The 24,266-nt window shown below is 63.4% G+C and carries 26 protein-coding genes; 13 read left to right on the plus strand and 13 right to left on the minus strand.

Going from position 1 to position 24,266, the window contains the following annotated elements:
* Window positions 1-22 precede the first annotated feature (22 nt).
* Together A4R29_RS11235 and A4R29_RS11240 are read right to left on the minus strand one after the other, a co-directional pair.
* A complete protein-coding gene (locus A4R29_RS11235; protein WP_063171934.1) occupies window positions 23-859 on the minus strand; it encodes a GNAT family N-acetyltransferase in 837 nt (278 codons plus the stop codon).
* 4 nt (window positions 860-863) lie between these two features.
* Entirely contained in the window at window positions 864-2,084 is a 1,221-nt protein-coding gene (locus A4R29_RS11240; protein WP_063171935.1) for a GNAT family N-acetyltransferase, read from the minus strand.
* Window positions 2,085-2,175: 91 nt separating this feature from the next.
* Between A4R29_RS11240 and A4R29_RS11245 the strand changes: the two genes are divergently transcribed.
* Window positions 2,176-3,234 (plus strand): polysaccharide deacetylase family protein, encoded by a 1,059-nt coding sequence (locus A4R29_RS11245; protein WP_024504667.1) that lies wholly within the window; start codon window positions 2,176-2,178, stop codon window positions 3,232-3,234.
* Window positions 3,235-3,249: 15 nt separating this feature from the next.
* Here A4R29_RS11245 and A4R29_RS11250 read toward each other — a convergent pair whose 3' ends face one another.
* A complete protein-coding gene (locus A4R29_RS11250) occupies window positions 3,250-3,465 on the minus strand; it encodes a DUF2842 domain-containing protein (protein ID WP_013532215.1) in 216 nt (71 codons plus the stop codon).
* A 199-nt stretch (window positions 3,466-3,664) separates the two neighbouring features.
* Between A4R29_RS11250 and A4R29_RS11255 the strand changes: the two genes are divergently transcribed.
* Complete coding sequence (locus A4R29_RS11255) at window positions 3,665-4,756, plus strand: COX15/CtaA family protein (protein ID WP_082827558.1); 1,092 nt, start codon at window positions 3,665-3,667, stop codon at window positions 4,754-4,756.
* Between the two features lie 25 nt (window positions 4,757-4,781).
* On the opposite strand, the gene A4R29_RS11260 is transcribed toward A4R29_RS11255, so the two are convergent.
* Genes A4R29_RS11260 through speB form a run of 3 tightly spaced genes read right to left on the minus strand, consistent with a single transcriptional unit; the run spans window position 4,782 to window position 7,585 of the window.
* Complete coding sequence (locus A4R29_RS11260) at window positions 4,782-5,624, minus strand: aminoglycoside phosphotransferase family protein (RefSeq protein WP_201787934.1); 843 nt, start codon at window positions 5,622-5,624, stop codon at window positions 4,782-4,784.
* Complete coding sequence (argC, locus tag A4R29_RS11265; protein ID WP_063171938.1) at window positions 5,621-6,547, minus strand: N-acetyl-gamma-glutamyl-phosphate reductase; 927 nt, start codon at window positions 6,545-6,547, stop codon at window positions 5,621-5,623. The genes A4R29_RS11260 and argC overlap by 4 nt, the downstream gene beginning before the upstream one ends.
* A gap of 30 nt (window positions 6,548-6,577) precedes the next feature.
* Complete coding sequence (gene speB, locus A4R29_RS11270) at window positions 6,578-7,585, minus strand: agmatinase (RefSeq protein ID WP_063171939.1); 1,008 nt, start codon at window positions 7,583-7,585, stop codon at window positions 6,578-6,580.
* Window positions 7,586-7,708: 123 nt separating this feature from the next.
* Between speB and A4R29_RS11275 the strand changes: the two genes are divergently transcribed.
* Both A4R29_RS11275 and A4R29_RS11280 read left to right on the plus strand, forming a co-directional pair.
* A complete protein-coding gene (locus A4R29_RS11275; RefSeq protein ID WP_024504663.1) occupies window positions 7,709-8,917 on the plus strand; it encodes an acyltransferase family protein in 1,209 nt (402 codons plus the stop codon).
* Window positions 8,918-9,013: 96 nt separating this feature from the next.
* Window positions 9,014-10,072 carry a glycerophosphodiester phosphodiesterase family protein gene (locus tag A4R29_RS11280; protein WP_063171940.1) on the plus strand — a complete coding sequence of 353 codons (1,059 nt, stop codon included), beginning with the start codon at window positions 9,014-9,016 and terminating at the stop codon, window positions 10,070-10,072.
* Between the two features lie 51 nt (window positions 10,073-10,123).
* Here A4R29_RS11280 and A4R29_RS11285 read toward each other — a convergent pair whose 3' ends face one another.
* The gene (locus A4R29_RS11285) at window positions 10,124-11,011 is read right to left on the minus strand and encodes an aldo/keto reductase family oxidoreductase (protein WP_063171941.1); all 888 of its coding nucleotides are present in this window, start codon (window positions 11,009-11,011) and stop codon (window positions 10,124-10,126) included.
* A gap of 91 nt (window positions 11,012-11,102) precedes the next feature.
* On the opposite strand from A4R29_RS11285, the gene A4R29_RS11290 reads away from it, so the two are divergent.
* Window positions 11,103-12,002, plus strand: a complete 900-nt coding sequence (locus tag A4R29_RS11290; protein WP_013532207.1) for a LysR family transcriptional regulator — start codon at window positions 11,103-11,105, stop codon at window positions 12,000-12,002.
* Between the two features lie 192 nt (window positions 12,003-12,194).
* Here A4R29_RS11290 and rpsI read toward each other — a convergent pair whose 3' ends face one another.
* The 3 genes from rpsI to A4R29_RS11305 all read right to left on the minus strand — a co-directional run bounded on the left by rpsI (window position 12,195) and on the right by A4R29_RS11305 (window position 13,823).
* Complete coding sequence (gene rpsI, locus A4R29_RS11295; RefSeq protein ID WP_013532206.1) at window positions 12,195-12,677, minus strand: 30S ribosomal protein S9; 483 nt, start codon at window positions 12,675-12,677, stop codon at window positions 12,195-12,197.
* Window position 12,678: 1 nt separating this feature from the next.
* Complete coding sequence (gene rplM / locus A4R29_RS11300) at window positions 12,679-13,143, minus strand: 50S ribosomal protein L13 (RefSeq protein ID WP_013532205.1); 465 nt, start codon at window positions 13,141-13,143, stop codon at window positions 12,679-12,681.
* 215 nt (window positions 13,144-13,358) lie between these two features.
* Window positions 13,359-13,823, minus strand: coding sequence for a PaaI family thioesterase (locus A4R29_RS11305; protein WP_027162402.1), 465 nt, complete (start codon window positions 13,821-13,823; stop codon window positions 13,359-13,361).
* A 154-nt stretch (window positions 13,824-13,977) separates the two neighbouring features.
* Between A4R29_RS11305 and A4R29_RS11310 the strand changes: the two genes are divergently transcribed.
* From A4R29_RS11310 to A4R29_RS11340, 7 genes are all read left to right on the plus strand, one after another.
* The gene (locus A4R29_RS11310) at window positions 13,978-14,799 is read left to right on the plus strand and encodes an enoyl-CoA hydratase (RefSeq protein ID WP_063171942.1); all 822 of its coding nucleotides are present in this window, start codon (window positions 13,978-13,980) and stop codon (window positions 14,797-14,799) included.
* Between the two features lie 10 nt (window positions 14,800-14,809).
* On the plus strand, window positions 14,810-15,232 hold the full coding sequence (locus A4R29_RS11315) for a VOC family protein (protein WP_027162400.1): 423 nt from the start codon (window positions 14,810-14,812) through the stop codon (window positions 15,230-15,232).
* Window positions 15,232-16,014 (plus strand): AAA family ATPase, encoded by a 783-nt coding sequence (locus tag A4R29_RS11320; RefSeq protein WP_063167785.1) that lies wholly within the window; start codon window positions 15,232-15,234, stop codon window positions 16,012-16,014. Before A4R29_RS11315 ends, A4R29_RS11320 begins: the two co-directional genes overlap by 1 nt.
* Window positions 16,011-16,775: a GNAT family N-acetyltransferase gene (locus tag A4R29_RS11325; RefSeq protein WP_063171943.1), complete on the plus strand. Its 765-nt coding sequence runs from the start codon at window positions 16,011-16,013 to the stop codon at window positions 16,773-16,775. The genes A4R29_RS11320 and A4R29_RS11325 overlap by 4 nt, the downstream gene beginning before the upstream one ends.
* A complete protein-coding gene (locus A4R29_RS11330) occupies window positions 16,762-17,283 on the plus strand; it encodes a CoA-binding protein (protein WP_024504599.1) in 522 nt (173 codons plus the stop codon). The genes A4R29_RS11325 and A4R29_RS11330 overlap by 14 nt, the downstream gene beginning before the upstream one ends.
* Before the next feature lie 226 nt (window positions 17,284-17,509).
* On the plus strand, window positions 17,510-18,790 hold the full coding sequence (locus A4R29_RS11335; RefSeq protein ID WP_024504598.1) for an O-acetylhomoserine aminocarboxypropyltransferase: 1,281 nt from the start codon (window positions 17,510-17,512) through the stop codon (window positions 18,788-18,790).
* Between the two features lie 6 nt (window positions 18,791-18,796).
* Window positions 18,797-19,147 (plus strand): cupin domain-containing protein, encoded by a 351-nt coding sequence (locus tag A4R29_RS11340; protein ID WP_063167787.1) that lies wholly within the window; start codon window positions 18,797-18,799, stop codon window positions 19,145-19,147.
* A 54-nt stretch (window positions 19,148-19,201) separates the two neighbouring features.
* Here A4R29_RS11340 and A4R29_RS11345 read toward each other — a convergent pair whose 3' ends face one another.
* Window positions 19,202-20,086, minus strand: coding sequence for an AraC family transcriptional regulator (locus A4R29_RS11345; RefSeq protein WP_063173648.1), 885 nt, complete (start codon window positions 20,084-20,086; stop codon window positions 19,202-19,204).
* Window positions 20,087-20,363: 277 nt separating this feature from the next.
* On the minus strand, window positions 20,364-21,614 hold the full coding sequence (locus A4R29_RS11350) for a cytochrome P450 (RefSeq protein WP_063173649.1): 1,251 nt from the start codon (window positions 21,612-21,614) through the stop codon (window positions 20,364-20,366).
* Between the two features lie 103 nt (window positions 21,615-21,717).
* Between A4R29_RS11350 and A4R29_RS11355 the strand changes: the two genes are divergently transcribed.
* Window positions 21,718-22,821, plus strand: coding sequence for an NAD(P)/FAD-dependent oxidoreductase (locus A4R29_RS11355; RefSeq protein ID WP_063171944.1), 1,104 nt, complete (start codon window positions 21,718-21,720; stop codon window positions 22,819-22,821).
* Window positions 22,822-22,846: 25 nt separating this feature from the next.
* On the opposite strand, the gene A4R29_RS11360 is transcribed toward A4R29_RS11355, so the two are convergent.
* The gene (locus A4R29_RS11360; RefSeq protein WP_063171945.1) at window positions 22,847-24,226 is read right to left on the minus strand and encodes a pyridoxal phosphate-dependent decarboxylase family protein; all 1,380 of its coding nucleotides are present in this window, start codon (window positions 24,224-24,226) and stop codon (window positions 22,847-22,849) included.
* Window positions 24,227-24,266: the final 40 nt, after the last annotated feature.

The following is a 24,266-nucleotide window of genomic DNA, read 5'->3' on the forward strand; positions in this document are numbered from 1 at the left end:
GCCGTTCAGCGGTTCGCCCGATCTAGCCCAGTTCCAGGGTCGTTACGCCGAACACCCTTTGCCGGTCCAGTTCCGGGGCAGGCCCCTTGTACATGCGCGTGGTGGTGAAGGTCGGCGCAAAGCCGGCCGCATCGAGCGCAGTTATGAAACCGGTGTTATCGGCGGGGACGTCGATATGCAGCTCGCCGCCCTCACAGGCACCGGCCAGTCCCTCCAGGAGTTGCAAAGCGATTTCCATGTCGTCGGCAAACAGCGGGCCGATCTTGAAGCCGGATCGGCACCGGCGCACTACGCCAAAGCCGGTGACGCGGCGCGAACCGATTGCCGCCAGCCCATGATGCGGTTCCTGCAGCCATCGCTTCAGGAAGGCGTCTCGGGGCGCCGGAAAGCAATGGGCGTCATAGGCGACGACATCGGACAGGAGTTGCGTTGTAACCACCCGCAACCCATCGGCCCTGGCCGCCGGGCCTGCCTTGCGCCCGGTGAAGCGGATGGTCTCGTAGGCCGGCGCGAAGCCCTTGCGCCGGTAATTGGCCTGCTGCTCGGCGACGCCGTCGAGGCCGACGGTCCGGCTTGCAAGCCTTGTCATGCCGGCGTCCCACACCGTCTTGCCGTAGCCCATGCCGCGCATGTCAGGCCGGGAGATGTAGAGGCCGATGAAGCCGAATTCGCTGCCATAGGCCACGGCCGAAATTGCCGCGACCATGTCGTCGCCGACAAAGGCGCCGATGAAGCCTTCGGGGTCCGCCGCCTGGAGCATCGCTGGGTCTTCAAGACCTGGGTTCCAGCCTTCCGCAGCTGCCCAGTCGACGAGAAGCGCCAGTTCCTGCAGGGACAGTGTGCGGATGATCGGCTTCATGACGTTAGCTATCTTCTTCCGTGGGCGCCTGGCCGGCGGCTTTGCGGCGCAGTACCTTGGTCAGCTTCCAGATCGTCGGGCTGTTCTTGACGAAGGCTTTCAGCCGCGCGCCTTGCCGAAGCGTCAGCGCCAGCATGCGGCCCTTCACGGTCAAGGGGACCAGCACTTCGAAATGCCGCGTTTCGATATCGCACCACAGCCGCTTGTAAGGCTCATCTCCTACCGAAAAGTCATACACCTCGAAACCGGTCTCGCAGGCTTCCTGGATGTTGTCGAAGAACAGGAAGTCGCCGGGGCTGGCGTGCCCGAGATCGTCCTCGGCGATCGCTCCGAATTCGCAGATCAGGCGTTTGCCCGAGCGGCTTGAACCGGTAATGGCGCGCAGCTTACCGGCAACCTCGAGCCCGTGCAGCACGAAGGAAGGCTTGTCCTCGCTAAGTGCTTGCGAAAACAGCGCGCGGAAGAAGCCGCGCACCTGCGCGTCGCCGAAGACGTTGGCGATGCCCATCTTGCGGAAGCGGAGTTCCTTCATCTCGAAGAAGGCGTCGAGCAGCCTGTCGACCTCGTCGGGGGTGCGGGCCTCGATGCGCCGGTGGCTGCCGACGGTCTCGAATTTCCGGATCTGCGACCGGTGCTTCTTGCGTTTGCGTTTGCCACTAGCGCGAGAAAGCAGCGCATCGAAGCCGCCGGCGAGATCGACGGCCAGCGACAGATTGGGGCTGGAAAAATGGTCAAGCGATGCGAGCGGATTGGCGACGCCCTCGAGATCGGGCAGCAACCGCTCGAGCGCGACCAGATCGATGTCCGGGCGTGCGTTGGCGATGGCCGCCAGCACCGATCGGAGGGCCGGCATATCCACCTTGGCCAGCCAGTTCGGGTCCGCGGCGACGAAGTTGCCGTTGGCGTGACGCCCACCCATGAAGCGGGCGATCCGGAACGGCCCCTTCGAGGCAACCTCCAGCGCCAGCGAAAAAACCGGTTTGCCCTCGGCACTCAGCGTCGCGACGAGCAGGTCCGGTCGTGTCTCGGCCGCCCAATTCAGGATCCAGGCAGCACCCTGCGCCGGACCAAACAGAGCCGAGCGGCAGAACTCGGCATAGGCCGCCAGTCCGTCCGTGGACGCCACCGAGATCGACAGGCCGGCACGGTCCCGTGGCAAGGCGCGCGACGATGCCTCGGTCGCCGCAAGCCGATTGCCGTCAAATGACGCAGTTGCGTCAACCATACCTCAATCCTTAGGGCGTATTGGTCGCGATTTGGGGGTTCGCATAGGCGCATTCCGTGCTTGGATCAGCCTAGGCGCAAAAGGTGAATGAATGATCGACGGCGGGGAGGCAATCCGGAAACTGGCGCTGAACGTCGCCCGCTATACCGGCCTTGCACCGCTGGCCAAGCCGTTCATCGGCGGCATTGGCGCCATCCTGATGCTGCACCGTGTTACCGCGACGCCGGAAAAGCCGGACAGCGTCAACCGGCATCTGAATATCGCGCCCGGCTTCCTTGACGCCATGATCGCCGACATGAAGGCGCATGGCTATGCCTTCGTCTCCATGGACGAGGCGGTGGAGTGCATCAAGGCGGGCGGCAAAGGCGGTCAGTTTGCCACGATCACCGCCGACGATGCCTATCGCGACAATATGGTCGAGGCGCTGCCGGTGCTGGAGAAGCACGGCGCGCCGATCACCATCTATGTCGCGCCCGGGCTGATCAACGGCACAGCCGACCTGTGGTGGGACGTTGTCGAGGACATCGTCAACGCGCGCGATACCTTGACGCTGACGCGGCCGAATGGTCCGCTGTCGATCGATTGCTCGACCCCCGCGAAGAAGCTGCAGGCCAATGCACGCCTGCACGCCTATCTCACCTCCGAAATCCGCGAGGAGGACCTGCAGGCGGTGTTGCGCGATCTGGCTCGCGCAAATGGCATCGACGCCGACGGTCCGCGCCTGCGCACATTGATGAACTGGGACGAAATCCGCCGCATCGCCGCGCATCCGCTGGTGACGATCGGCGCTCATACGATCAACCACAGCAATCTGAAGCGGCTCTCCGAAGCCGATGCCCGGCACGAGATCGGCGCCGTGCGCGCCATGTTGCTGGCCGAACTGGGCGAAGAGCCCCGCCATTTCGCTTACCCCTATGGCTATGCGAGTGCCGTAGGCTGTCGCGAAGTCGGCTTTGCCCGTGACGCAGGCTACACCTCTGCCGTGACGACGCGCCACGGCGTGCTGCGCGCCGAACATGCCGGGTTCCTGCATGCTTTGCCGCGCATTTCCGTCAACGGCCGCTATCAGAGCCTCGCCCACATTCGCACCATGTTGTCGGGCGTGACGACGCCGCTCGCCAATGCCGGCAAGATGGTCGTCACCATCTGACGCTGGCGGTTTCGCCTAGCGCTTGGCCCTCGGCTCCAGCATCAGCCATTTGATGATGCCCATTGCCGGCAGCACCCAGAGCAGGCCGCTGAGCAGGAAGAACAGGAAATGCACCCACGGACCCGACTCCGACAGCCGGGCGACCGCGAAGATCGATGCGACCAGCGCATAGATGATGACCAGCGCCACCAGCAGAAACATTCCGATCAGCTTTTTCAGGCGCAGGGGCATGGTTGGTCTCCTGATCGAGCATGCCGGAATTTGCACAGGCGGCCTGGCAGGCTCAAGGGGGTAACGGCCTCGCATAGGCCTTGAGGCGAGACTGCGCAACCGGTGAGACGCGGCGCGACGGCGTGCCGCGCCGGATGGTCTTGCCAGCACGGGTGCGATGGTCCACCAATCCGCCAAATCAACCTGCCGGGACAAGATCATGGCTGCCATATCAGCTGCCGCGCCATACGTCGCCCGCGACCGCGACCTGCATAACCGGGCGCTGCTGCGCGCCTGGCTCTATGTGGTGCTTCTGGTGCTGTTTGCGCTGGTGCTGGTCGGCGGCGCCACCAGGCTCACCGATTCCGGCCTGTCGATTACGCAGTGGAAGCCGATCCATGGCGTGATCCCGCCGCTCAACGATGCCGAGTGGCAGGAGGAATTCCAGCTCTACCAGCAGATCCCGCAATATGCCGAGCTCAACAAGGGCATGAGCATCGAAGCGTTCAAATCGATCTTCTGGTGGGAATGGGCGCATCGCATCCTGGCGCGCAGCGTCGGCCTGGTCTTCGCCTTGCCGCTGCTGTTCTTCTGGGCGACGCGCCGCATCGAGCGCGGCCTGGGTCCGAAACTCGTGGGCATTCTGCTGCTTGGCGGCCTGCAGGGCGCCATCGGCTGGTGGATGGTGGCCTCTGGCCTGGTCGACCGGGTCTCCGTCAGCCAGTACCGGCTGGCGACCCACCTGACGCTTGCCGCGCTGATCTTCACCGCCACCATGGTGGTCGCGCGCGGGTTGGCGCCGCATTCCGAGCCTGCCGCCGATAGGTCGACGCAGAGGCTGGCCGGCTTCATCGTGCTGCTGGCGCTGATCCAGATCTATCTCGGCGGCCTGGTCGCCGGGCTGGACGCGGGTTTGAGCTACAACACCTGGCCGCTGATGGACGGCAAGATCATTCCTGGCGATCTGCTGATCCTCGAGCCGGCATGGCGCAACTTCTTCGAGAGCCCGAAGACGGTGCAGTTCGTGCATCGGCTTGGCGCTTACACGGTATTCGTCGTGGCCTTGTGGCACATGATCGCCACGCGCCGGCGGCTGCCAGGCTCGACGCATGCGCGGCGCGCGACGCTGCTGTTTCTACTGGTGCTGGTGCAGGCCTCGATCGGCGTCGGCACGCTGCTCATGCATGTGCCGTTGCATATGGCGCTGACCCATCAGGGATTTGCGCTGATCGTGCTGGGCTTTGCAGCAGCCCATTGGCGCGGCACCAAGGGCGCCTATCCCTTGCCGACGGGAATAGCGCTCAGGGGCTGATCCCGAGCCGATCTACTGGGTCGGATCAGAAGCCTGCCCGCACCGCCCGGATCGCCTTGACGATCGACATTTCGCGATTCTCCTCGACCGCATTGTCGTCCTCGTGATGCCAGGACGCCGACAGGCATCCATAGGCAATGGCATGATCGAGGATAGCGGTCGGTGTCTGGCTCAGTGTTCTGGCAAAGATCTCGGCCATATCAGCGATCCGCTTCGGATCGAGGCAGAGATCGTCCCGGTCGAGCGGGTTGTAGAACATGTTCGCCGCGTCGAAGCCGGGATCGCCGAGCACGCCCTTCGGATCGATCGCCAGCCAGCCGCGCGGCCCGTGCAGGATGTTTTCGTGATGCAGATCGCCATGCAGGGGCCTGATGTCGTGCGGATCGGCCAGCAGCCGCTCGGCGATGACGGCTGCCTCGACATAGAGGCTGTCAAGGCCGGCGTCGCGATCGGTATTCGCCTTGTCGAACAGGCTGGCGAAGCGTTCCCGGAGCGGCTGAAGCTCGGACGGGTAGGGGGCTTTCCCCCGTGAAAACAGTTTTGCCATCAGCTCCGCCGCGATTGCGGTCGCGGCAAAGTCGCCCTGTTCGTCGAGAACCTGCTGCAGCAGGGTTTCACCGGCATATTCGAGCAGCATGCTGTGGCCGTCGCGGCCGAGCAGACGCACCGCGCCTTCGCCGCGCCGCCAGGCGAGATAGTGCTCTCCGCGCAACTCGTCGGCGACGTCATCGAAAGGCTTCAGCGCCTTGACGATCGCCGGCGATCCGTCTTCGCGCAATACCTTCCAGATGCGGCTCGAAAAGGTCTCGGCAATGAGTTCGGGCGCGCTGACTTTCCAGCGCGCCGGAAAGGCTGGCGTGTCCATCAGAGGCCGAGCATCAGATCCATGTTCTGGACGGCGGCACCCGAGGCGCCCTTGCCGAGATTGTCGTAGACCGCCAGCAGCAGGGCCTGCGCCCGTTTGTCGTTGGCGAAGACATAGACCTTCATCCGGTTGGTGCCGTTGTAGATCTCCGGATCGATCTCCGGCATGCGCTCCGAATGCGCATAGGGCGCCACCTCGACCACACCGCCCTTGATGGCGGCGAAATGGTCGGCAATCGCCGCATGCAGCTCCGCACCGGTCGGCACATGGTCGAGGCCGCCGAGTTGCAATGGCACCACGGTGATCATGCCTTGCGCGAAATTGCCGACCGCCGGCTGCATGATCGGATCATGCGACAGCCTTGCATAGGCCCTCAATTCCGGCACGTGCTTGTGCTGCAGGGTGAGGCCGTAAGGCAGGAATTCCGAGGCGTCCTCGCCCTTGGCGACGTAGTCCTCGATCATCGGCCGTCCGCCGCCGGAATAGCCCGAAATGCCGTTGACGGTGATCGGAAAATCGGCCGGCAGCAGGCCTGCTGTGACCAGCGGCCGCAGCGTCGCGATCGGTCCCTGCGGCCAGCAGCCTGGGTTGGCGACGCGCTTTGCCGAGGCAATCGCCTTTGCCTGGTCCTTGTCCATCTCGGCGAAACCATACGCCCAGCCCTCCGCCACGCGATGCGCGGTCGACGCATCGATGACCCTGGTGGTGTCGTTGGCGATCAGCGAGACGCTTTCCTTCGCCGCGTCGTCGGGCAGGCACAGGATAGCGACATCGGCGGCATTGAGGAACTCGGCACGTGCCGCCGTTTCCTTGCGACGCTCGGCGGGGATGGAAATGATCTCCAGATCACCGCGCTCGGCAAGCAGCGCCCTGATCTGCAGGCCGGTGGTGCCGTGTTCGCCGTCGATGAAGATTTTCGGTTTCATGGGTTGTTCAAATTCCCTGAGTTTTCAAGACTATATGCCCTGGCCTTGAATCACTGCGGCACCATTGTGATTGCCGTTGTTCAGCTCTTCAAGCCGGGCTTTCCGTTCAGCAAGCAGACCGAGATATTGCATGGCCACCATCGAGCCGGCGATTGCCGTTATATCGGCGTGATCATAGGCCGGCGCAACCTCTACGACATCGGCGCCGACAATATCGATCTGGTTGAGCTGGCGCAGCGTCGACAGGATCTTGGCCGAGGACGGCCCGCCGGCAACCGGCGTGCCTGTGCCGGGCGCATAGGCCGGATCGAGGCAGTCGATGTCGAAGGTGAGATAGGTCTTTTTGCCGCCGGTGCGGTCGACAATGGCGTAGGCAATGTCGGACGCCCGCATCTCCTCGATTTCATGGCCATGGAGGATCTTGATGCCGAACGTGTCGGGCGCATGGGTGCGGATGCCGATCTGGATCGACCGGTCGGGATCGATGATGCCTTCCTTGACGGCGCGACCGACGAAGGAGCCGTGGTCGATGCGCTTGCCGTCGTCCGGCCAGGTGTCCTGGTGGGCGTCGAACTGCACCAAAGCGAGCGGACCATGGATGGCGGCATGCGCCTTGAGCAGTGGCCAGGTGACGAAATGATCGCCGCCGAGCGTCAACAGGAAGGCGCCTGATTTGAGGATCTTCGCCGCTTCGCGCTCGATCGTGCCGGGCGTCTTCTGATGGTTGCCCGAATCGAGCAGGCAATCGCCATAATCGACGACCGCCAGATGCTCGAACAGATCGCGTGAAAAGGGATATTGCGGGTCGTTGTCGAGGATCGCCGAGGCACGGCGGATCGCCTGCGGCCCGAAGCGGGCGCCAGGCCGGTTGGTGACGGCGGCATCGAAGGGAATACCCCACACCACCGCATCCGCGCCCTTCACGTCCTTGGTGTATTTGCGCCGCATGAACGACAGCGCGCCGGAATAGGTCGGCTCAAACGCGCCGCCCGTTTTGGAACGGGCGGTGAAGGCGTTGTCGATGGTGTGGTTCGCCATTACGGATCCTCGTTTTTCATCGGGTTGCAACAACTACAGAACCGGCACGGAAGATGCCAGTCATAGCTTGGCGAGACGGAATGGCGCTGCCCGAGTGCCACGGCAAGACAGGATTGTATCATCATGACGCAGACCGCGTTTCTCAACCCCACCCGTGCCGCGGCGTCGACCCACACCGGCACGGTCGCCGGCGAACGCTTCCTGGTCCTCGATTCGTGGCGCGGCATCTGCGCGCTTCTGGTGGCGCTGTTTCACTTTCCTACCGGTTCGACGATTTCGCAAAGCGCCTTCATCGGTTCGTCCTACCTGTTCGTCGATTTCTTCTTCGTCCTTTCCGGCTTCGTCATCGCCAGCAGCTACGGCGATCGGCTCAACCAACCGGGACAGGTCGCGCGTTTCGCCCTGGTCCGTTTCGGCCGCATCTACCCGCTGCATCTGCTCATGCTTGCCGCCTTCGCCGGTTTCGAGCTGCTGCGGCTGATGCTGCCGCAATTGCACGGCACGGGGGCTGCCCCCTTCACCGGCGGCTTCGACCTCAACAGCCTGCTTGCCAATCTCCTTCTGCTGCAGGGTGTCGGCTTCGAGGATCAATTGACCTGGAATGCGCCGAGCTGGAGCATTTCGGCCGAGTTCTTCGCCTATCTCCTGTTTGCCGGCGTGGTCTTCGTCGCCGGCGCGCGCGCCTGGATATGGTTCGTCGCGGCCGCCGTCACCGCGCCGCTGTTCCTGCTCGGCTTCTCGACCCATCATATGGATGTGTCCTTCGATTTCGGCTTCATCCGTTGCCTGTACGGCTTCTCGCTCGGCGCCTTGCTGGCCTGGTTTCAGCATGATTCCATTGCAGGGGCGCGACAGGCTCTCGCCAGGGGCGGCCCGCGCATGGACTGGACCCTTGCCGAAATCGTCATGGTGGCCGTCATCGTGCTTTTCGTTTCGCTGGCGGGCGACAATGACTTCGGCATCGCGGCACCCCTGGTGTTCGCGCTGGCGCTGTTTCTGTTCGCCCATGAGGGTGGCTGGATCAGCGCCTTGCTCAGAGCCCCGTTCATGCTGACGCTTGGCGCGCTGTCCTATTCGATCTACATGGTCCACATCTTCGTCCAGGCGCGCCTGATCAACGTCGCGGGGCTCGTCGAGCGCAAGCTCGGCCTTGGCCTGATCGGCGACTTCATGCTGCGCGGCCAGCCTGCCACCGGCTTCGGTGCCGGCTGGACGGGGGCGGTGGCGATCGTCGTCATGCTCGCCGCTACCATTGCCGCCTCCTGGATCACCTGGCGTTTTGTCGAGATGCCGGCCATGGCGTGGTTCCGCAGGCTCTCGAAACGCATCTGACGCACCTGCTGCGAGTATTCCGCTAGCCGGCTTCGTTCACCCAGATGTCACGGGCGTCGCCTATCCGGGTGTCGATCCGGCAAGGAGCGATTCTCGATGCGGACCATCTGGCTGAGTTTTCTGCTTTACACGGCCGTGGCAGCCGCCTCTGGCCAGGCCTTGGCCGGCGAGACCCGCGCCAGACAGATCCTCGACCGCTTCGAGCATGCCAACCAATGGCGCGATCACGTCATGGTGGCTGCGCATCGCGCCGGCAGCATGCAGGCCGGCAAGACGCTCTACGCGGAAAATTCGATTGCCGCCGTGGAGGGCTCGATCGCCATGGGCGCCGAAATCGTCGAGGTCGACATCAGGCGCTCGAAGGACGGCGAGTTCGTCGTCATGCACGACAGCTGGCTCGACCGCACCACGACCTGCAAGGGCGAGGTGGTCATGTACACGCTGGCCGAACTGAAGACATGCCGGCTGGTGGTCGAGGGCACCGGTGCGGCGACAGGTGAAACAGTCTCGACGCTGCACGAGATGCTGATGGCGACCAGAAACCGCATCCTCATCAACCTCGACAACAAGCTCGACGTCGGCGCCCTCCCGGGCATGATTGCGGTCGCTCGCGGTCTCGGCATGGCCGAACAGGTCATCGTCAAGGAGAACCTGTGGAATTCACAACGGATTTCCACGGTCAAGGCTGCCATGGAGACCATTGGCGGCGGCTTCCAGTTCATGCCGATCATCGCCGATGACGCGGTGCATGACGCCGGTTTCGCCGGGACGGTCGACCGCGCCTTCTCGCCGCGCGCGATCGAGTTGATCAACTGGCGGGCAGGCGCCGAGACGCTGACCGAGACGGGCGGGCCGCTGTTCAGCACGCGCATGCGCGCGGCCGCTGTGAGGGGCAACTGGCACATCTGGGCCGACACCTACGCCATCGCCAACAAACCGGGCGGCTTCCTCGCCGGCGGCCGCGGCGACGAACTGGCGGTGCAGGCCAGCCTGCCGCGCGAAAGCTGGGGTTTCTGGGCCGATCGCGGCGCCACCATCATCCAGACCGACGAGCCGAAGGCGGCAATCGACTGGCTGGCCGCGAATGGTTTTCGCGTGCCTTATGCCGACGAGGCGCGGCCGGTTGAGCCGGCGAATACGGCGAGCATCAATTAAGCGGCGGCTGACGCTGCCAATCTCCCTCACGAGGGGGGAGATTGGCTAGCTTCAAGCCGCTAGCGCCACGCCGTCCAGTTCGCTGAGCGCATCCTGTGGCAATTCCAGTTCAGCCGCAGCGAGGTTCTCCCTGAGATGCCCGACCGACGATGTGCCGGGGATCAGCAGGATGTTGGGCGCGCGGCGCAGCAGCCAGGCGAGCGCGACCTGCATTGGCGTGGCGCCGAGGCGCGCCGCGATTTCCGACAGGGTGGAGGATTGCAGCGGGTTGAAGCCGCCGAGCGGGAAGAACGGCACATAGGCGATGCCATCGCGGGCAAGATCGTCGATCAGGGCATCGTCGCCGCGATGCGCCAGATTGTACTGGTTCTGCACGCAGACGATCTCGGCGATCCCCCGTCCTTGCGCGATCTGCGCCGGCGTCACGTTGCTCAGCCCGATGTGCCTGACCAGACCCTGTTGTTGGAGCTCGGCCAGCACGGTAAGCGGCGCTTCGATCGATCCTTCGGCGGGGCCATGGGTATCGAACATGATGCGTAGGTTGACGACGTCGAGCACCTCGAGCCCGAGATTGCTGAGATTGTCGTGCACCGCCTGGGTCAGCGCTTCCGCGGAAAAGGCCGGCAGCCACGATCCATCCGCGCCGCGCCGGGCACCGATCTTGGTGACGATGACGAGATCTTGGGGGTAGGGCGCCAGCGCCTCGCGGATCAGCCGGTTGGTGACGTGGGGACCGTAGAAGTCGCTGGTGTCGATATGGTCGACGCCTTGCGCAATCGCCTCGCGCAGCACGGCCAATGCCGCGTCATGATCCTTGGGCGGCCCGAACACGCCGGGTCCCGCGAGTTGCATGGCACCGTAGCCGAGCCGCTTCACGGTGCGGCTGCCAAGCTTGAAGGTGGCGGGGGCGAAGGTGCCGGATTGTTGGATGTTGGGCATGATTGATCTCCTATGAGGAGGCGGAGATAGGCGCTGCCCAACCTCGTGATAATCCGGTACAATCCACACAGGCCGTGCGGAATGGCGAACAATGATGGACCTCAGCGATCTGAATGCCTTCGTGGCGGTGGCGCGCGCCGGCGGCTTTCGCGACGGCGCGCGTGCGAGCGGCGGCAGCGCCTCCGGCCTGAGTGAGGCGGTGCGTCGCCTGGAAGTGCAGCTCGGTGTCAGGCTGTTCAACCGCACGACGCGCAGCGTTGTCCCGACCGAGGCGGGCCTCAGCCTGCTGGAGCGGCTCGGCCCTGCGCTGTCGGAGGTGGAGGCGGCGCTGGACGTGGTGAACGGCTTTCGCGACAGGCCGGCTGGCTCGTTGCGTCTCAACGTGCCGGTCAGTGCTGCGCGGCTGATATTGCCCGACATCGTGCCGGGTTTCCTCGCCGCCTATCCCGGTATCCGGCTGGAGGTGATCGCCGACGAGAACTTCGTCGACGTGCTGGCGGCCGGCTGCGATGCCGGCATCCGCTATGACGAGCGGCTGGAGCAGGACATGATCGCGGTGCCGATCGGACCGCGCGTGCAGCGTTTCGCCACGGCCGCCAGCCCTGCCTATCTTGATCGCCATGGCCGCCCGCAACACCCGAGCGACCTGCTTGGCCACTCCTGCGTGCGTGGGCGCTTTGCCAGCGGTGCGATGCTGCCGTGGGAATTCGAGCGAGACGGCGAGGTGGTGCGGGTCGATCCGACAGGCCCCTTGATCGTGCGGATCGGCGGGGCGACGGATCTTGCCGTCGACGCGGCTATTGCCGGCACCGGCATCATCGGCCTCTTCGAGGGCTGGCTGCGCCCTTACTTCGACAGCGGCGCTCTTGAGCCCGTGCTCGAACCGTGGTGGCAGAGTTTTCCCGGACCGTTTCTCTATTATCCCGGCCGGCGCCTGGTTCCGGCCCCGCTGCGGGCGTTCATCGACTATATCAAGGGCGGCAAGGCCTGACCTGTTTCCGGCGCCGTCACCCCACCCGGCGCTCCGCGCCGACCTTCCCATTGAGGGGAGGTAGGGCGCCGCGCTCTTCTAGCTCCCCTTGATGGGAAGGTCGCGCCGTAGGCGTGGGTGGGGTGACTGCCGAGCCGCAAACAAAAAGGCCGCCGGAGGCGGCCTTTTCGATTGTCTGAAGCTGCGAAGTGCTTAGCGCTTGGAAAACTGGAAGCTACGACGGGCCTTGGCCTTGCCGTACTTCTTGCGCTCGACGACGCGGCTGTCGCGGGTCAGGAAGCCGCCCTTCTTGAGCACGGCGCGCAGCGTCGGCTCGTAGTAGGTCAGCGCCTTGGAGATGCCGTGACGCACGGCGCCAGCCTGGCCGGAGAGACCGCCGCCGACGACTGTCGCGACGATGTCGTACTGGCCGGCGCGGTTGGAGGCGATGATCGGCTGGTTGAGGATCATCTGCAGGACCGGACGCGCGAAATAGGTCGCGAATTCCTTGTCGTTGATGATGATCTTGCCGGAACCCGGCTTCACCCAGACGCGCGCAATGGCGTTCTTGCGCTTGCCGGTGGCATAGGCGCGGCCCGACTTGTCGAGCTTCTGGACGTGGACGGGGGCCGCCGGCTGGGTATTGGTGTTGCCGGTGGCGGCGCCCAGTTCTGCGAGCGAGGAAAGCTCAGCCATCTTATGCGACCTTCTTGTTCTTGGCGTTCAGCTTGGCCACGTCGAGCACGACGGGCTGCTGGGCGACATGCGGATGCTCGGCGCCTGCATAGACGCGCAGGTTCTTCATCTGGCGACGGCCGAGCGGGCCACGCGGGACCATGCGCTCAACGGCCTTCTCGACGACACGCTCGGGGAAACGACCCTCGAGCAGCTGGCGCGCGGTGCGCTCCTTGATGCCGCCTGGGTGGCCGGTGTGCCAGTAATAGACCTTGTCGGTGAATTTCTTGCCGGTGAACACCACCTTGTCGGCATTGATGACGATGACGTTGTCGCCGTCGTCGACGTGCGGGGTGAAGGTCGGCTTGTGCTTGCCGCGGAGATGATTGGCGATGACAGTGGCCAGACGACCGACGACGAGACCTTCGGCGTCGATCAGGATCCACTTCTTCACCACATCCGCAGGCTTCTGCGAAAAGGTTGTCATGTTTTCTGCTCTCGGTTCTGACCTTCATAAGAGAAGGCGTTTCTTGTTGCTTGGATTGGCGAAAGGCGCTTGCCCGCCGCCAATAACAAAACGGCGGCCTTTGCGGGCCGCTGCTTCGTGGAGGCTTATAGGCGAGGGTGGTGACCGCGTCAAGGCGAACGAAAAGGTAGATATCAGGTAAAATGTAGCAAAAACAATAACTTGAACAAAAGGTATTATTTTACCACATCACCATTCCGCTTCGGCGGGATCGAATAGGTGCCGGTGGCATGCGCCACCGTGTGTCCGTCTGGGCCGGCAACGATGTCGATGTCGAACACCATCAGGCTCTTTCCCAGCTTCAGGATGCGGCAATGGCCGTCGATCGGTCCTGCCTCGGCCTTGCGCACGAAATTGATGTCGAGGTTGACGGTGACCGAAAGCGCATCCGGCCCGGCATGGCTGAGCACGCAGACGTAGCCGCCAATGTCGGCCAGCGTGAACAGCGAGGGGCCGGACACCGTGCCGCCGGGACGCAAATGCCGTTCGCCGGCGTTGAGCCGCACGGTGCAGCCGCCCGGGAACACGTCGATCGCCTCGAAATATTTGAACTGCTCATTGAGCTGCGGATAGACGGTTTCCATCAGCGCATTGACTTGTTGCGCGGTCAGCACGGGCTTGAGGTTGGTCTGAGCGGGCATGTCTTAGTCTCTCGCTTTGCGCCAGGCCTGTATGAGCGCAGCGCGGCATTTCTGACAACCTTCGTCCCCTGGCGCAAGCGATCGGTGTTGGACGAAACCTGATCCGGTATTAGATAGTCTGGCAGCCCCAGCGGAATCGCGGAGAACCTTAGCCATGGCCGAAATCCTTGCCATCAAGCCTGCCGCCGTTGAGGGTCCGGTGGTTGCACAACTGGACAAGGGCGTGCTGCGCCTCACACTCGCCAATCCGCCTGCCAACGCGCTGTCGCTGGCGGTGATGGCGGCGCTGACGGCCGAACTCGAGCGCGCCAGGGCCGACAAGGCCGTTCGCGTCATCGTCTTGTCGGCTGCCGGCAAGGTGTTCTGCGCCGGCCACGATCTCAAGGAAATGACCGCGCGCCGCACTGACGCCGATCATGGCAAGGCCTTTTTCGCAGAGACGTTTGCCGCTTGTGCGACGCTGATGCAGGCGATCGTGTGTCATCCAGTGCCTGTCATCGCCGAGGTTGACGGCCTGGCCACCGCCGCCGGGCTGCAACTGGTCGCCAGCTGCGACCTGGCGATCGCTTCGCATGAGGCGACCTTCTGTACGCCGGGTGTCAACATCGGCCTGTTCTGCTCGACGCCGATGGTGGCGCTGTCGCGCAACGTCTCGCGCAAGCATGCGATGGAGATGCTGTTGACCGGCGAGACCATCGATGCGGCAACCGCCAAGGAATTCGGCCTGGTCAACCGCGTCGTGCCGCGTGAATACCTGAATCAGATCGTCACCAAATACGCGCAAACCATTGCTTCCAAATCATTTTTGGTGGTCAAGACGGGCAAGGAGGCGTTTTACGCGCAGGCCGAAATGGGGCTGGCGGATGCTTACACCTATACCGGCCGGATCATGGTCGAAAACATGCTCGCGCGCGACGCCGAGGAAGGCATCGGCGCCTTCATCGGCAAGCGCAAGCCGGAATGGACGGACGAATAGGAGCAGCACCATGGAGCCGCGAATCTCTATCATTACCATCGCCACCGATGATCTGGACCGCGCGGTGCGCTTTTACGAGGCTATGGGCTTGAAGCGGCATGCCGGTATCACCGACGGTGTCGCCTTCTTCCAGATGGGCGGCGTCATTCTTGGTCTGTTCCCACGTGCCAGCGCAGAAGAGGATTCCGGCATCGCCTTCGCCGCGGCGCCATCGGCGGTCTACCTCGCCTACAACACCCGCTCCGACGCCGAAGTCGACGACGTGCTCGCCAGGGCGGAAAAAGCCGGCGGCCGCATCGTCAAGCCGGCCGGCCGCGCCTTCTGGGGCGGCTGGTACGGCTACTTCGCCGACGCCGACGGGCATGTCTGGGAAGTGGCGCACAATCCGGCCTTTCCGATCGCCGAAGACGGCACGATTTCGCTACCTGGCTGATGGCCCATCGCAAGCAGCTGACGCGGCTCAAGGCTCCCTATCTGAAGCGCATCCTGCTCGATGCCGTGCGGGTCGAGGATTGGGAAAAATATCCATGGAACCTGCCGCTGTTTCGCGGCCACGACTTCGAACTCGAATTCACCACGCCGATCACCATCATCGTCGGCGAGAACGGCACCGGCAAATCGACGCTGCTCGAGGCGATCGGTGCCCTGGCCGGCTATGACGAAGCCGGTGGCGGCAAGGGATATAGGCCGGTCGACCATTCCAGCGCCATCGACAAGAGTGGTGCCGCGCTGGCCAACGCATTCCGCGGTCACTGGCTGCCGAAAGTCACCGCCGGCTGGTTTTTTCGCGCCGAATCCTTCTACTCCGTGGCCCGATATCTCGATCAGGCGGCACTGGAAGACCCTTTCAGGCCCCCGCCGCCGGACTTCCTGTCCTGGTCGCATGGCGAGGGCTTTATCCGTTTTTTCGAGGAGCGCTGCCGCAGGCAAGGCATCTACATCCTCGACGAACCCGAAAGCGCACTGTCGCCGACGCGACAGATCGAGCTGCTCAAGATGCTGCGGCGCATGGACCAGTCGGGTACCGCGCAAGTGATCATGGCGACGCATTCGCCGCTGCTGATGGCTTGTCCTGGCGCGCGGCTGTTCCGCATCAGCCGGTTCGGGCTCGATCCCACGGATTTCAGCGATACCGATCATTTTCGCATGATGCGCGACTTCTGCACCGATCCGCAGGCCTTTATGGAGGAAGCGCTGCGGGAGGATGACGCGTGAGCGCCGGCGATGATGACCTTAACTGGCGCGTCGAGCAGGCGTGCCGCGAAGGCTGGCCGGCGGCGACCGAGACGTTGGTTGATGGCTGGCTTCTGCGGCGATCGGGCGGACGGATCCGGCGTACCAATTCGGCCAATCCCTTGCGCGGCGAGCGTGGCGCGCCTGATGCAGTCATCGACGCCGCCGAGTCCTTCTACATCGGCCACGGCCAGACGCCCTTGTTTCGGGTTCCCGGCATCGCCGGCGAGCTCGAAGCCGCTCTCGACCATCGCGGCTACCAGCCGGAAGGCGGCACGATCCATCTCCATGCCGGGATCGGCGACCTGGCTGAATTTCGCGATGAGCAGGTCACCGTTTTGAAGGTGCCGGGCGAGGACTGGCTCGCGGCGCGGTTCCGCATGGGAGCCTTTGACGACGCCGAGCGCCGCATCTTTCGCGAGATGACCGGGCTGATCGTCGGCGACCGGGCGTTTGTGTCCTATGAACGCGACAGCCAAATTGCCGCCCTGGCCTATGGTGTCATCCGCAATGGCCTGCTTGTGGTGGAATCGGTTGAAACCGATGGCCGTTTCAGGCAGCAAGGCCTGGGCCGCAAGACCGTCGGCGGCCTCATCGGCTGGGCGCGGCGGGCAGGGGCTCACGCCGCATGCTTGCAGGTGGTGGCCGACAACACACCGGCCTGCGCTCTCTATGCCTCGCTTGGGTTCAGCCGTGAACTTTACCGATACCACTACCGCAGGAAGCCGCATGAACCACGATAGCTACGACAACACTTACATTGCCGGCATCCTCAATTCGGTGAAGACCATCGCCATGGTCGGCGCGTCCGCCAATGATGTGCGGCCAAGCTATTTCGTGCTGAAATATCTGCTGGCCAAGGGATTTTCGGTGTTTCCGATCAATCCTGGCCAGGCCGGCAAGGAGATCCTCGGCCGGATGACCTATGCGAGGCTCGCCGATATTCCGGAGCCGATCGACATGGTCGACATCTTTCGCGCGCCGGCGGCGGTGCCCGGCATCGTCGACGAGGCGTTGCGGCTCGATCCCTTGCCGAAAGTGATCTGGATGCAGCTTGGCGTGCGCCATGACGAAGCAGCCGCGCGCGCCGAGGCCGCCGGCATCAAGGTGGTGATGAACCGCTGCCCCAAGATCGAATATGGCAAGCTGTCCGGCGAGATCGGTTGGACCGGCGTCAATTCCGGCGTGCTGTCGTCGAAGAAGCCGCTGATGCGGTCGGGATTCCAGAGTTTTGGCGTGCGGCAGAAGTAGTGCACGTCGCTCAAAAGTGCGCAGCGGTTTTGGGATAACGACGTGCACCAAAAGCAAGGCCTGACGCGCGATGCGCCTTAGGCGCAAAATTATTCCTTAGGCCAGCGCATTTTCTCGGGCCTCGGCCGCAGATCGCTAGCCGAAGGGTATTTTCTTCTTTGCATTCGCGCTCATGCTTCGCCAAGAATGCCCGGCGATTTCAAGAGTTTCAAAAGGGAGGTTTTCAGTGACCCGCACGCCAGGTTTCAACACGCTCGCCGTCCACGCCGGTGCCAAGCCCGATCCGGCGACCGGCGCGCGCGCCACGCCGATCTACCAGACGACCTCCTTCGTCTTCGACGATGCAGACCATGCCGCGTCGCTGTTCGGGCTGAAGGCCTTCGGCAACATCTACACCCGCATCATGAACCCGACCCAGGCGGTGCTGGAAGAGCGCATGGCGGCCCTTGAAGGCGGCACGGCGGCACTCGCGGTCGCCTCCGGCCATGCGGCGCAGGTGATCGTGTTCCACAATCTGATGCAGCCGGGCGACAATTTCGTCGCGGCCAACAAGCTTTACGGCGGTTCGATCAACCAATTCGGCCATGCCTTCAAGAATTATGGCTGGGAGGTGCGATGGGCCGACACCAACGATATCTCGACCTTCGAGAGCCAGATCGACGACAGGACCAAGGCGATCTTCATCGAGAGCCTCGCCAATCCGGGCGGCACCTTCGTCGACATCGAGAAGATCGGCGACATCGCGCGCAAGCACGGCCTGCCGCTGATCGTCGACAACACACTGGCCTCGCCCTACCTCATCCGGCCGATCGAGCATGGCGCCGACATCGTCGTCCATTCGCTGACCAAATTCATCGGCGGTCACGGCAATTCGATCGGCGGCGCCATCGTCGACGGCGGCACCTTCGACTGGTCGAAATCGGGCAAATACCCGATGCTGTCGGAACCGCGCCCCGAATATGGTGGTCTTGTCCTGCACGAAACCTTCGGCAATTTCGCCTTCGCCATTGCCGCGCGCGTGCTCGGCCTGCGCGATCTCGGCCCGGCGATCTCCCCGTTCAACGCCTTCCTCATCCTGACCGGCCTGGAAACCCTGCCGCTGCGCATGCAGCGCCACTGTGACAATGCCGTGACGGTTGCCGCCTGGCTGTCCAACCACCCCAAGGTCGCATCGGTGAATTACCCCGGCCTGCCCTCAGACAAGAACAACGCGCTGCAGAAGAAGTACTCACCGCTTGGCGCCGGCGCCGTGTTCACCTTCGCGCTGAAGGGCGGCTATGACGCGGGCGTCAAATTCGTCGAGGCGCTCGAGCTGTTCTCGCACCTCGCCAATGTCGGCGACACCAAGTCGCTGGTCATCCACCCGGCCTCGACCACGCACCGCCAGCTTTCCGACGAGCAGAAGGTCAAGGCCGGCGCAGGACCGGACACGGTGCGGCTTTCGATCGGCATCGAGGACGTCAACGACATCGTCGCCGACCTCGAACAGGCTCTAGCCAAGGTCTGACCGATCATGAGCGAGTCGAACTTTCTTTCCATCGGCGTCGACGCTGTCGACGCCGAACAGGGTGCACCGGCGCCCGACCGGCTGATCTCGGGCGATCCCAAATTCCGCACCTGGAATGTCGAGGAGCGCGACGGCGGCCTCTATGCCGGCATATGGGAATCGACCCCGGGCAAATGGCGCATCGTCTATGACGAGTGGGAGTTCTGCCACATCCTGTCCGGCGTTTCGGTGATCGCGGAGGACGGTGGGCAAGCGCGCACCGTCAAGACCGGCGACAGCTTTGTGCTGAAGCCCGGCTTCAAGGGCAGCTGGGAAGTGCTTGAAACGACTCGCAAGGAGTATGTGATCAAGCTTTGATCTCGCGTCGCCATGATGCTCGCGATCGGGGGGACAAACCGCTGTCCTGCCGAGCTATTTCAGAGGCAGAAAGAGTTCAACGACCACTTCGCGTAGCGGGCCCTCCGGGAAGTGGGACAGATGTCGTTGGCAATAGATCGGAAAGTCGCGTGCTTCCTCGCCGCTGGCCGGAAGCCATTCACGATAAAGATAAAGTGCTGCGGGTTCGAGATTGTTGGTATTGCCAGGGTAGCGCAGCACCGCGCAGCGCCCGCCGGGGATCACGCCAGCCTTCATCTGCGCGTCATTCGCCTCGATCGGCCGGTCGGTCCCGGCACAAATGTCCATGCTGTAGTCAGCCGGGACCGCGGGCTCCCTTTCGGAACGGAAGACGTTGAAGGTCGGGCTTGTCTCGGGCGACAAGCCCGCGGCCTTGCGCCAGGCGATGAACCGCTGGATGGTGTCCTGGAGCGTCGCCCGGTCTCCGCGGTGCTCCATGATCGCCACCGGCGTCGGGGGCACATCGCGGATCGTCACGTCGTCGTGTTCAAAGATTATCTGCATAAGCGTGTTCCTTGCTTTTTCGAGGGGCCCGAAGGCCATGAGCCACGACCCCCAGTCGGGAGACTTCCGGAACGACGACGGCGATTGTCCGAACCGTTGCCGAAAGGCGCGGGCGAAGGCATCCGGCGCGTCGTAACCGGCATCCATGGCTATGTCGGTGACGCTTTGGGCGTCACTTTCGGCAAGTCTGTACGAAGCACGCTTCATGCGGGCGAGCTGGACATAGCGATGCACGGACACCCCGAAGGTGGACGTGAACTGCCGGTGGAAATGATATTTCGAGAACGCCGCGACACCGCTCAACGCCTCCAGCCCCAGATCGTCATCCAGATGCTGGTCTATATGGTCTAGCACCCGCTGCATTCGGGCTTGGTAGTTTTCAAGTGCGGCCTTCAACGTCTCTTTCTCCGTGACGACACCAGTTAGGCCTTTCCGGATATATCGCGCTCGACCGATCTTGCGATTTGGCATGGATCGACAGGGGCTGCCAGCAACGGCCTTCAGGCTCTCCCCCAAGCTTGTGCTGCCTGCGTATGACTATTTCGCTGGAACTGGCTGAGACAGCTTCCGGTGCCTTGTCGTGGAAGGGCATCGTGGGCGGTCCGGTGAGCCGACCTTGTGGTTGCTGCTGGCGCTATGGCTGGAATAGGCCGGCGCCCAAATCCGCGCTTCGTCAAAAGCCGACGGCGAGCCTTTCCAGCCCATGGAAGTGGTAAGTGTCGCGGAAGCTTGGCCTTTCGGCAAGATGCAGCTTCGGGTGCCGTTCGAACAGGGTTTTCAGCGACACCTGCAATTCTAGCCTGGCCAGCGGCGCGCCGATGCAGAAATGGATGCCGGCGCCGAATGACACGTTCTTCTGGTCCGGACGATCGGGCCGGAAAGCTTGCGGTTCGGCGAAGGCGCGCGGGTCATGATTGGCCATGCCCAGCAGCAGCCCGATCGTCTGGCCCGGCTGCACGACAATGCCAGGCGCGACTTCGATCTCCTGGTAGGCATAGCGCGTGAACATGTGCAGCGGCGCGTCGAAGCGCAGGCATTCCTCGACCGTTGCCGCGGTCGCTTCGGGTGAGCCGAAGAAGCGGCTGACATCGCCGCCTTGCATAAGGATCGAACGGACAGCGTTGCCGGTCTGATGCACTGTCGCTTCATGACCGGCATTGAGCAGCAGGATCGCCGAGGACACCATCTCGTCCTCCGACAGCTTTTTGCCGTCCTCCTGCGCCGAGATCAGCAGCGACAGCAGGTCGTCGCCAGGGTTCTTGCGTCGCTCGGTGACATGGAAACGCAGGAAATCGGCAAATTCGCCCGCGGCGCGGTTGGCCGTCTCTTCGATCGCGCGCGTGCGGCCATGCATGTACATGGCAACCATCTGGTGCGACCAGTCGAGCAGTTGCGGCCCCATGTCGACCGGCACACCGAGCATTTCGGCAATGATGGTGATCGGCAAGGGCGCCGCGAAGGCAGGCAACAGGTCGACCGTCTTGCCTGGTTCGAAACGGTCGATCAGCTCGTTGGCCAAAGCCTCGACACGCGGCCGCAGCCGTTCGACCTGACGCGAGACGAAGGCGCGGTTGACCAGTGTTCTCAGCCGCGTGTGCACCGGCGGCTCCAGTTCCAGCATCGAATTGGCTTCGACGCCGTCGAAGGCCCTGAGATGGCTGCGGTCCTGTCCGATGCCGCGACTGTGTGGAATGCCGGCCGGATTCTGGCGGCCGAAACGGCGGTCGCGCAGCAGCCGGTTGACGTCGTCGAAACCGCCAAAGCACCAGAAGCCGAATTCTTCCCAGAAGAAGGCATTCGATGCGCCGTGCAGAAATGCATAGGCCTCGTACGGGTTCTGAAAAAAGGCAGGCTCGTGCGGATCGAGCCGCAGGTGTCGCGTGGCTGGATCAAAGACCAGGCCGGGTGGCGTCAATTTGCTCATGCCAGACCAATAGCGCGGCTTGCCAGCCTGGTTCCAGACCGTATGTTGGCGCCCGCAATCCAATACGTTGAGCCAGCCGACCGGCTGCGGAAAGTCTGATTTGATGAAGGTGATCGTTGTCGGTGCGGGTATTGCCGGCCTCTCGACCGCGTGGTCGCTGGTCAAGGCGGGTCACAGCGTTTCGATCGTCGAGCAGGGGCCGATTCCGAACCCGCTTGCCGCGTCGGGCGACCATCATCGCATCATCCGCCGCGCCTATCGCGCGGGGACCGGCTACGGCCGGCTGATCACCGAAGCCTACCAGGCCTGGGACGAGATGTGGGCCGACCTCGGCGAAAACCATCTCGATCCCAGAGGATTTGTCTGCATTTCGCGCGAGCCTGGCGACGAGGCCGAGGAATATCGCGAGGGCCTGGAAGAAGGCAATTTTCCGTTCGAACTGCTGGAGCCCGACGCGGCGGTGAAACGCTGGCCGTTTCTGGAAGCCGGGTCGTTTCGCTACGCCTATTTCTCGACCGAAGGCGGCGCCCTGCATTGCCGCAAGATCGCGTCCGGCCTGGCAAAGTGGCTGCGCGCCAACGGCGCCAATGTCTACGAAAACAGCAAGGTCGTCGAGGTCGACTCCGAGGCCGGCCACATCGTGCTCGAAAGCGGCGAGACGATGCAGGCCGACCGTATCGTCGTCGCCGCCGGCGCCTGGGTGCTAAAGCTGTTTCCGGAACTGGATGGAGAATTGAAGACCTATCGAACCGCACTTGCCTATGTCGAACCGCCGGCCGACCTCAAGGCGGCCTGGCAGGCGGCACCGGTCGTGCTCGATGTCGGCGGCGCGATCGACGGCTATGTGATCCCGCCCTCCGGCGGCGCCGGCATGAAGTTCGGGTCAGGGCTGCACAAGGTGCCGACCAGCGACGCCGATTGGAACCGCGAGCCGGTGGCGGGCGAGGGCGAGGCGATCCGCAACCTGTTTTCGCCGCCGATCGCCCGCATCGAAGAGTATCAGGTGACCGAAGTCGTCACCTGCGCCTACACTTTCACATCAGACGAAAAATTCATGGCGCATGAAAAGGGCAAATGCCTTGTTGTCTCGGCATGCTCCGGCCACGGCTACAAGTTCGGCGCTGCGGTCGGCAGGCGCGTTGCCGCTGCTGTCGGCGATGGGGATATCGCCGGTCTGAAGGCATGGCTGCGGGTGGAGGTCGCCTGAAACACGAGGCCAAATCCGCAGCGGTTCAATGATTGAGTTCGTCTGCGGCGGCAATGACTTCGGACACAATCGCCCGCACGTCATCCAAGGTCGTCCTGTGATTGACGAAACACGCCCGCAGCGCGAACTGACCGTTGATCGTTGCATTCGACAGATACACGCGGCCGCGCGCGATCACGCGGCGCAGGATCGCTTCGTTGTCCTTAGAGCGGTGACGGAAACAGACCGCGCTTAGCGATACCGGCGCAAGCTGCTCAAGCTCCGGCTGTGAAGCGATTGCCTGTGCCAGCATCTGGGCATGGTAGAGATCGCGCGCGATGGCTTCGCGATAGGCACGGCGCCCGTGATACTGCAGCGACATCCAGAGCTTCAGCGCACGGAAGCGCCGAGACAGTTCGATCGACTCTTCAAAGAATGCAAATGCTTCCGTTGGGTCTTCGCTCAATATCCTGACGTAGTCGTCGCTGTGCGAGAAAGTCGTGCGCGCAATGTCTGGGTGACGATTGAGCAGGCAGCCGCAATCGAGTGGCTGATAGAGCCACTTGTGCGCATCGAGCGACAGCGAATCCGCCAAAGACAGTCCCTGGAACTTTTCCGGGACGGCCAGCGCCGCCAGTCCCCCATAGGCCCCATCGACATGCATCCACAACGCTTCCCTACGGGCAATGTCTGCGATTTCGGGAAGGGGATCAATCGCACCGGAGATGATGGTGCCGACCGTGGCCACGATGGCGATGGGCATGTTGCCGATGGCGCGGTCGGCGGCAATGGCTGCCTGGAGGGCATCCGTCCGCATCCTGAATTTGTCGTCGACAGGGATCAAACGGAGATTTTTTCTACCGATCCCCAACAGCGCGACGGCCTTGGGAATGGACATGTGCACTTGCTCGGAAGCATAGATCACGCACGGTCGCACGCCTGTTTCGTTGGCTGGCAGCTTCGCTTCCCGCGCCATCGCCAGGGCCATGAGGTTCGCCGTCGAGCCGCCGCCGCACAGGCTGCCTGTAAATCCGGGGCAACCGACAGCCTCCGCCAACCATTCGACGACGGCGCGTTCGATCGATGTCGCAGCCGGTGCCGAGCGCCACGACGTCACATTCTGATTGAGCACCGCAGCCAGCAATTCCCCCAGCGCGCCGATCGGTTCGCCGGAGCCGACGACATAACCGAAGAACCTGCCGGTTGAAGGCCGCACATGCTCCGCTATCGACTTGAAATCCTGCAAGACTTCCCGACCACGACCGCTCTCCTGCCAAGGCCGCGAGAAGAGTTCCGTCGTCTGTTTGCCGCTGGTCGTGGGATACGTCCGACGTTCCTCGAGGGAGGCCCAATAGCCTTTGGCAAGCGCCAAGGCTTCTTCGGCAAGGTCTGACAATTCCTGATTGGAAATTTCCAGGTCGCGCATGCCCTCAGCCCAACGGAGATCCGCTGCGACGCAGGGTACG

Source organism: Mesorhizobium ciceri biovar biserrulae (assembly GCF_001618845.1).
GTDB lineage: Bacteria > Pseudomonadota > Alphaproteobacteria > Rhizobiales > Rhizobiaceae > Mesorhizobium > Mesorhizobium ciceri.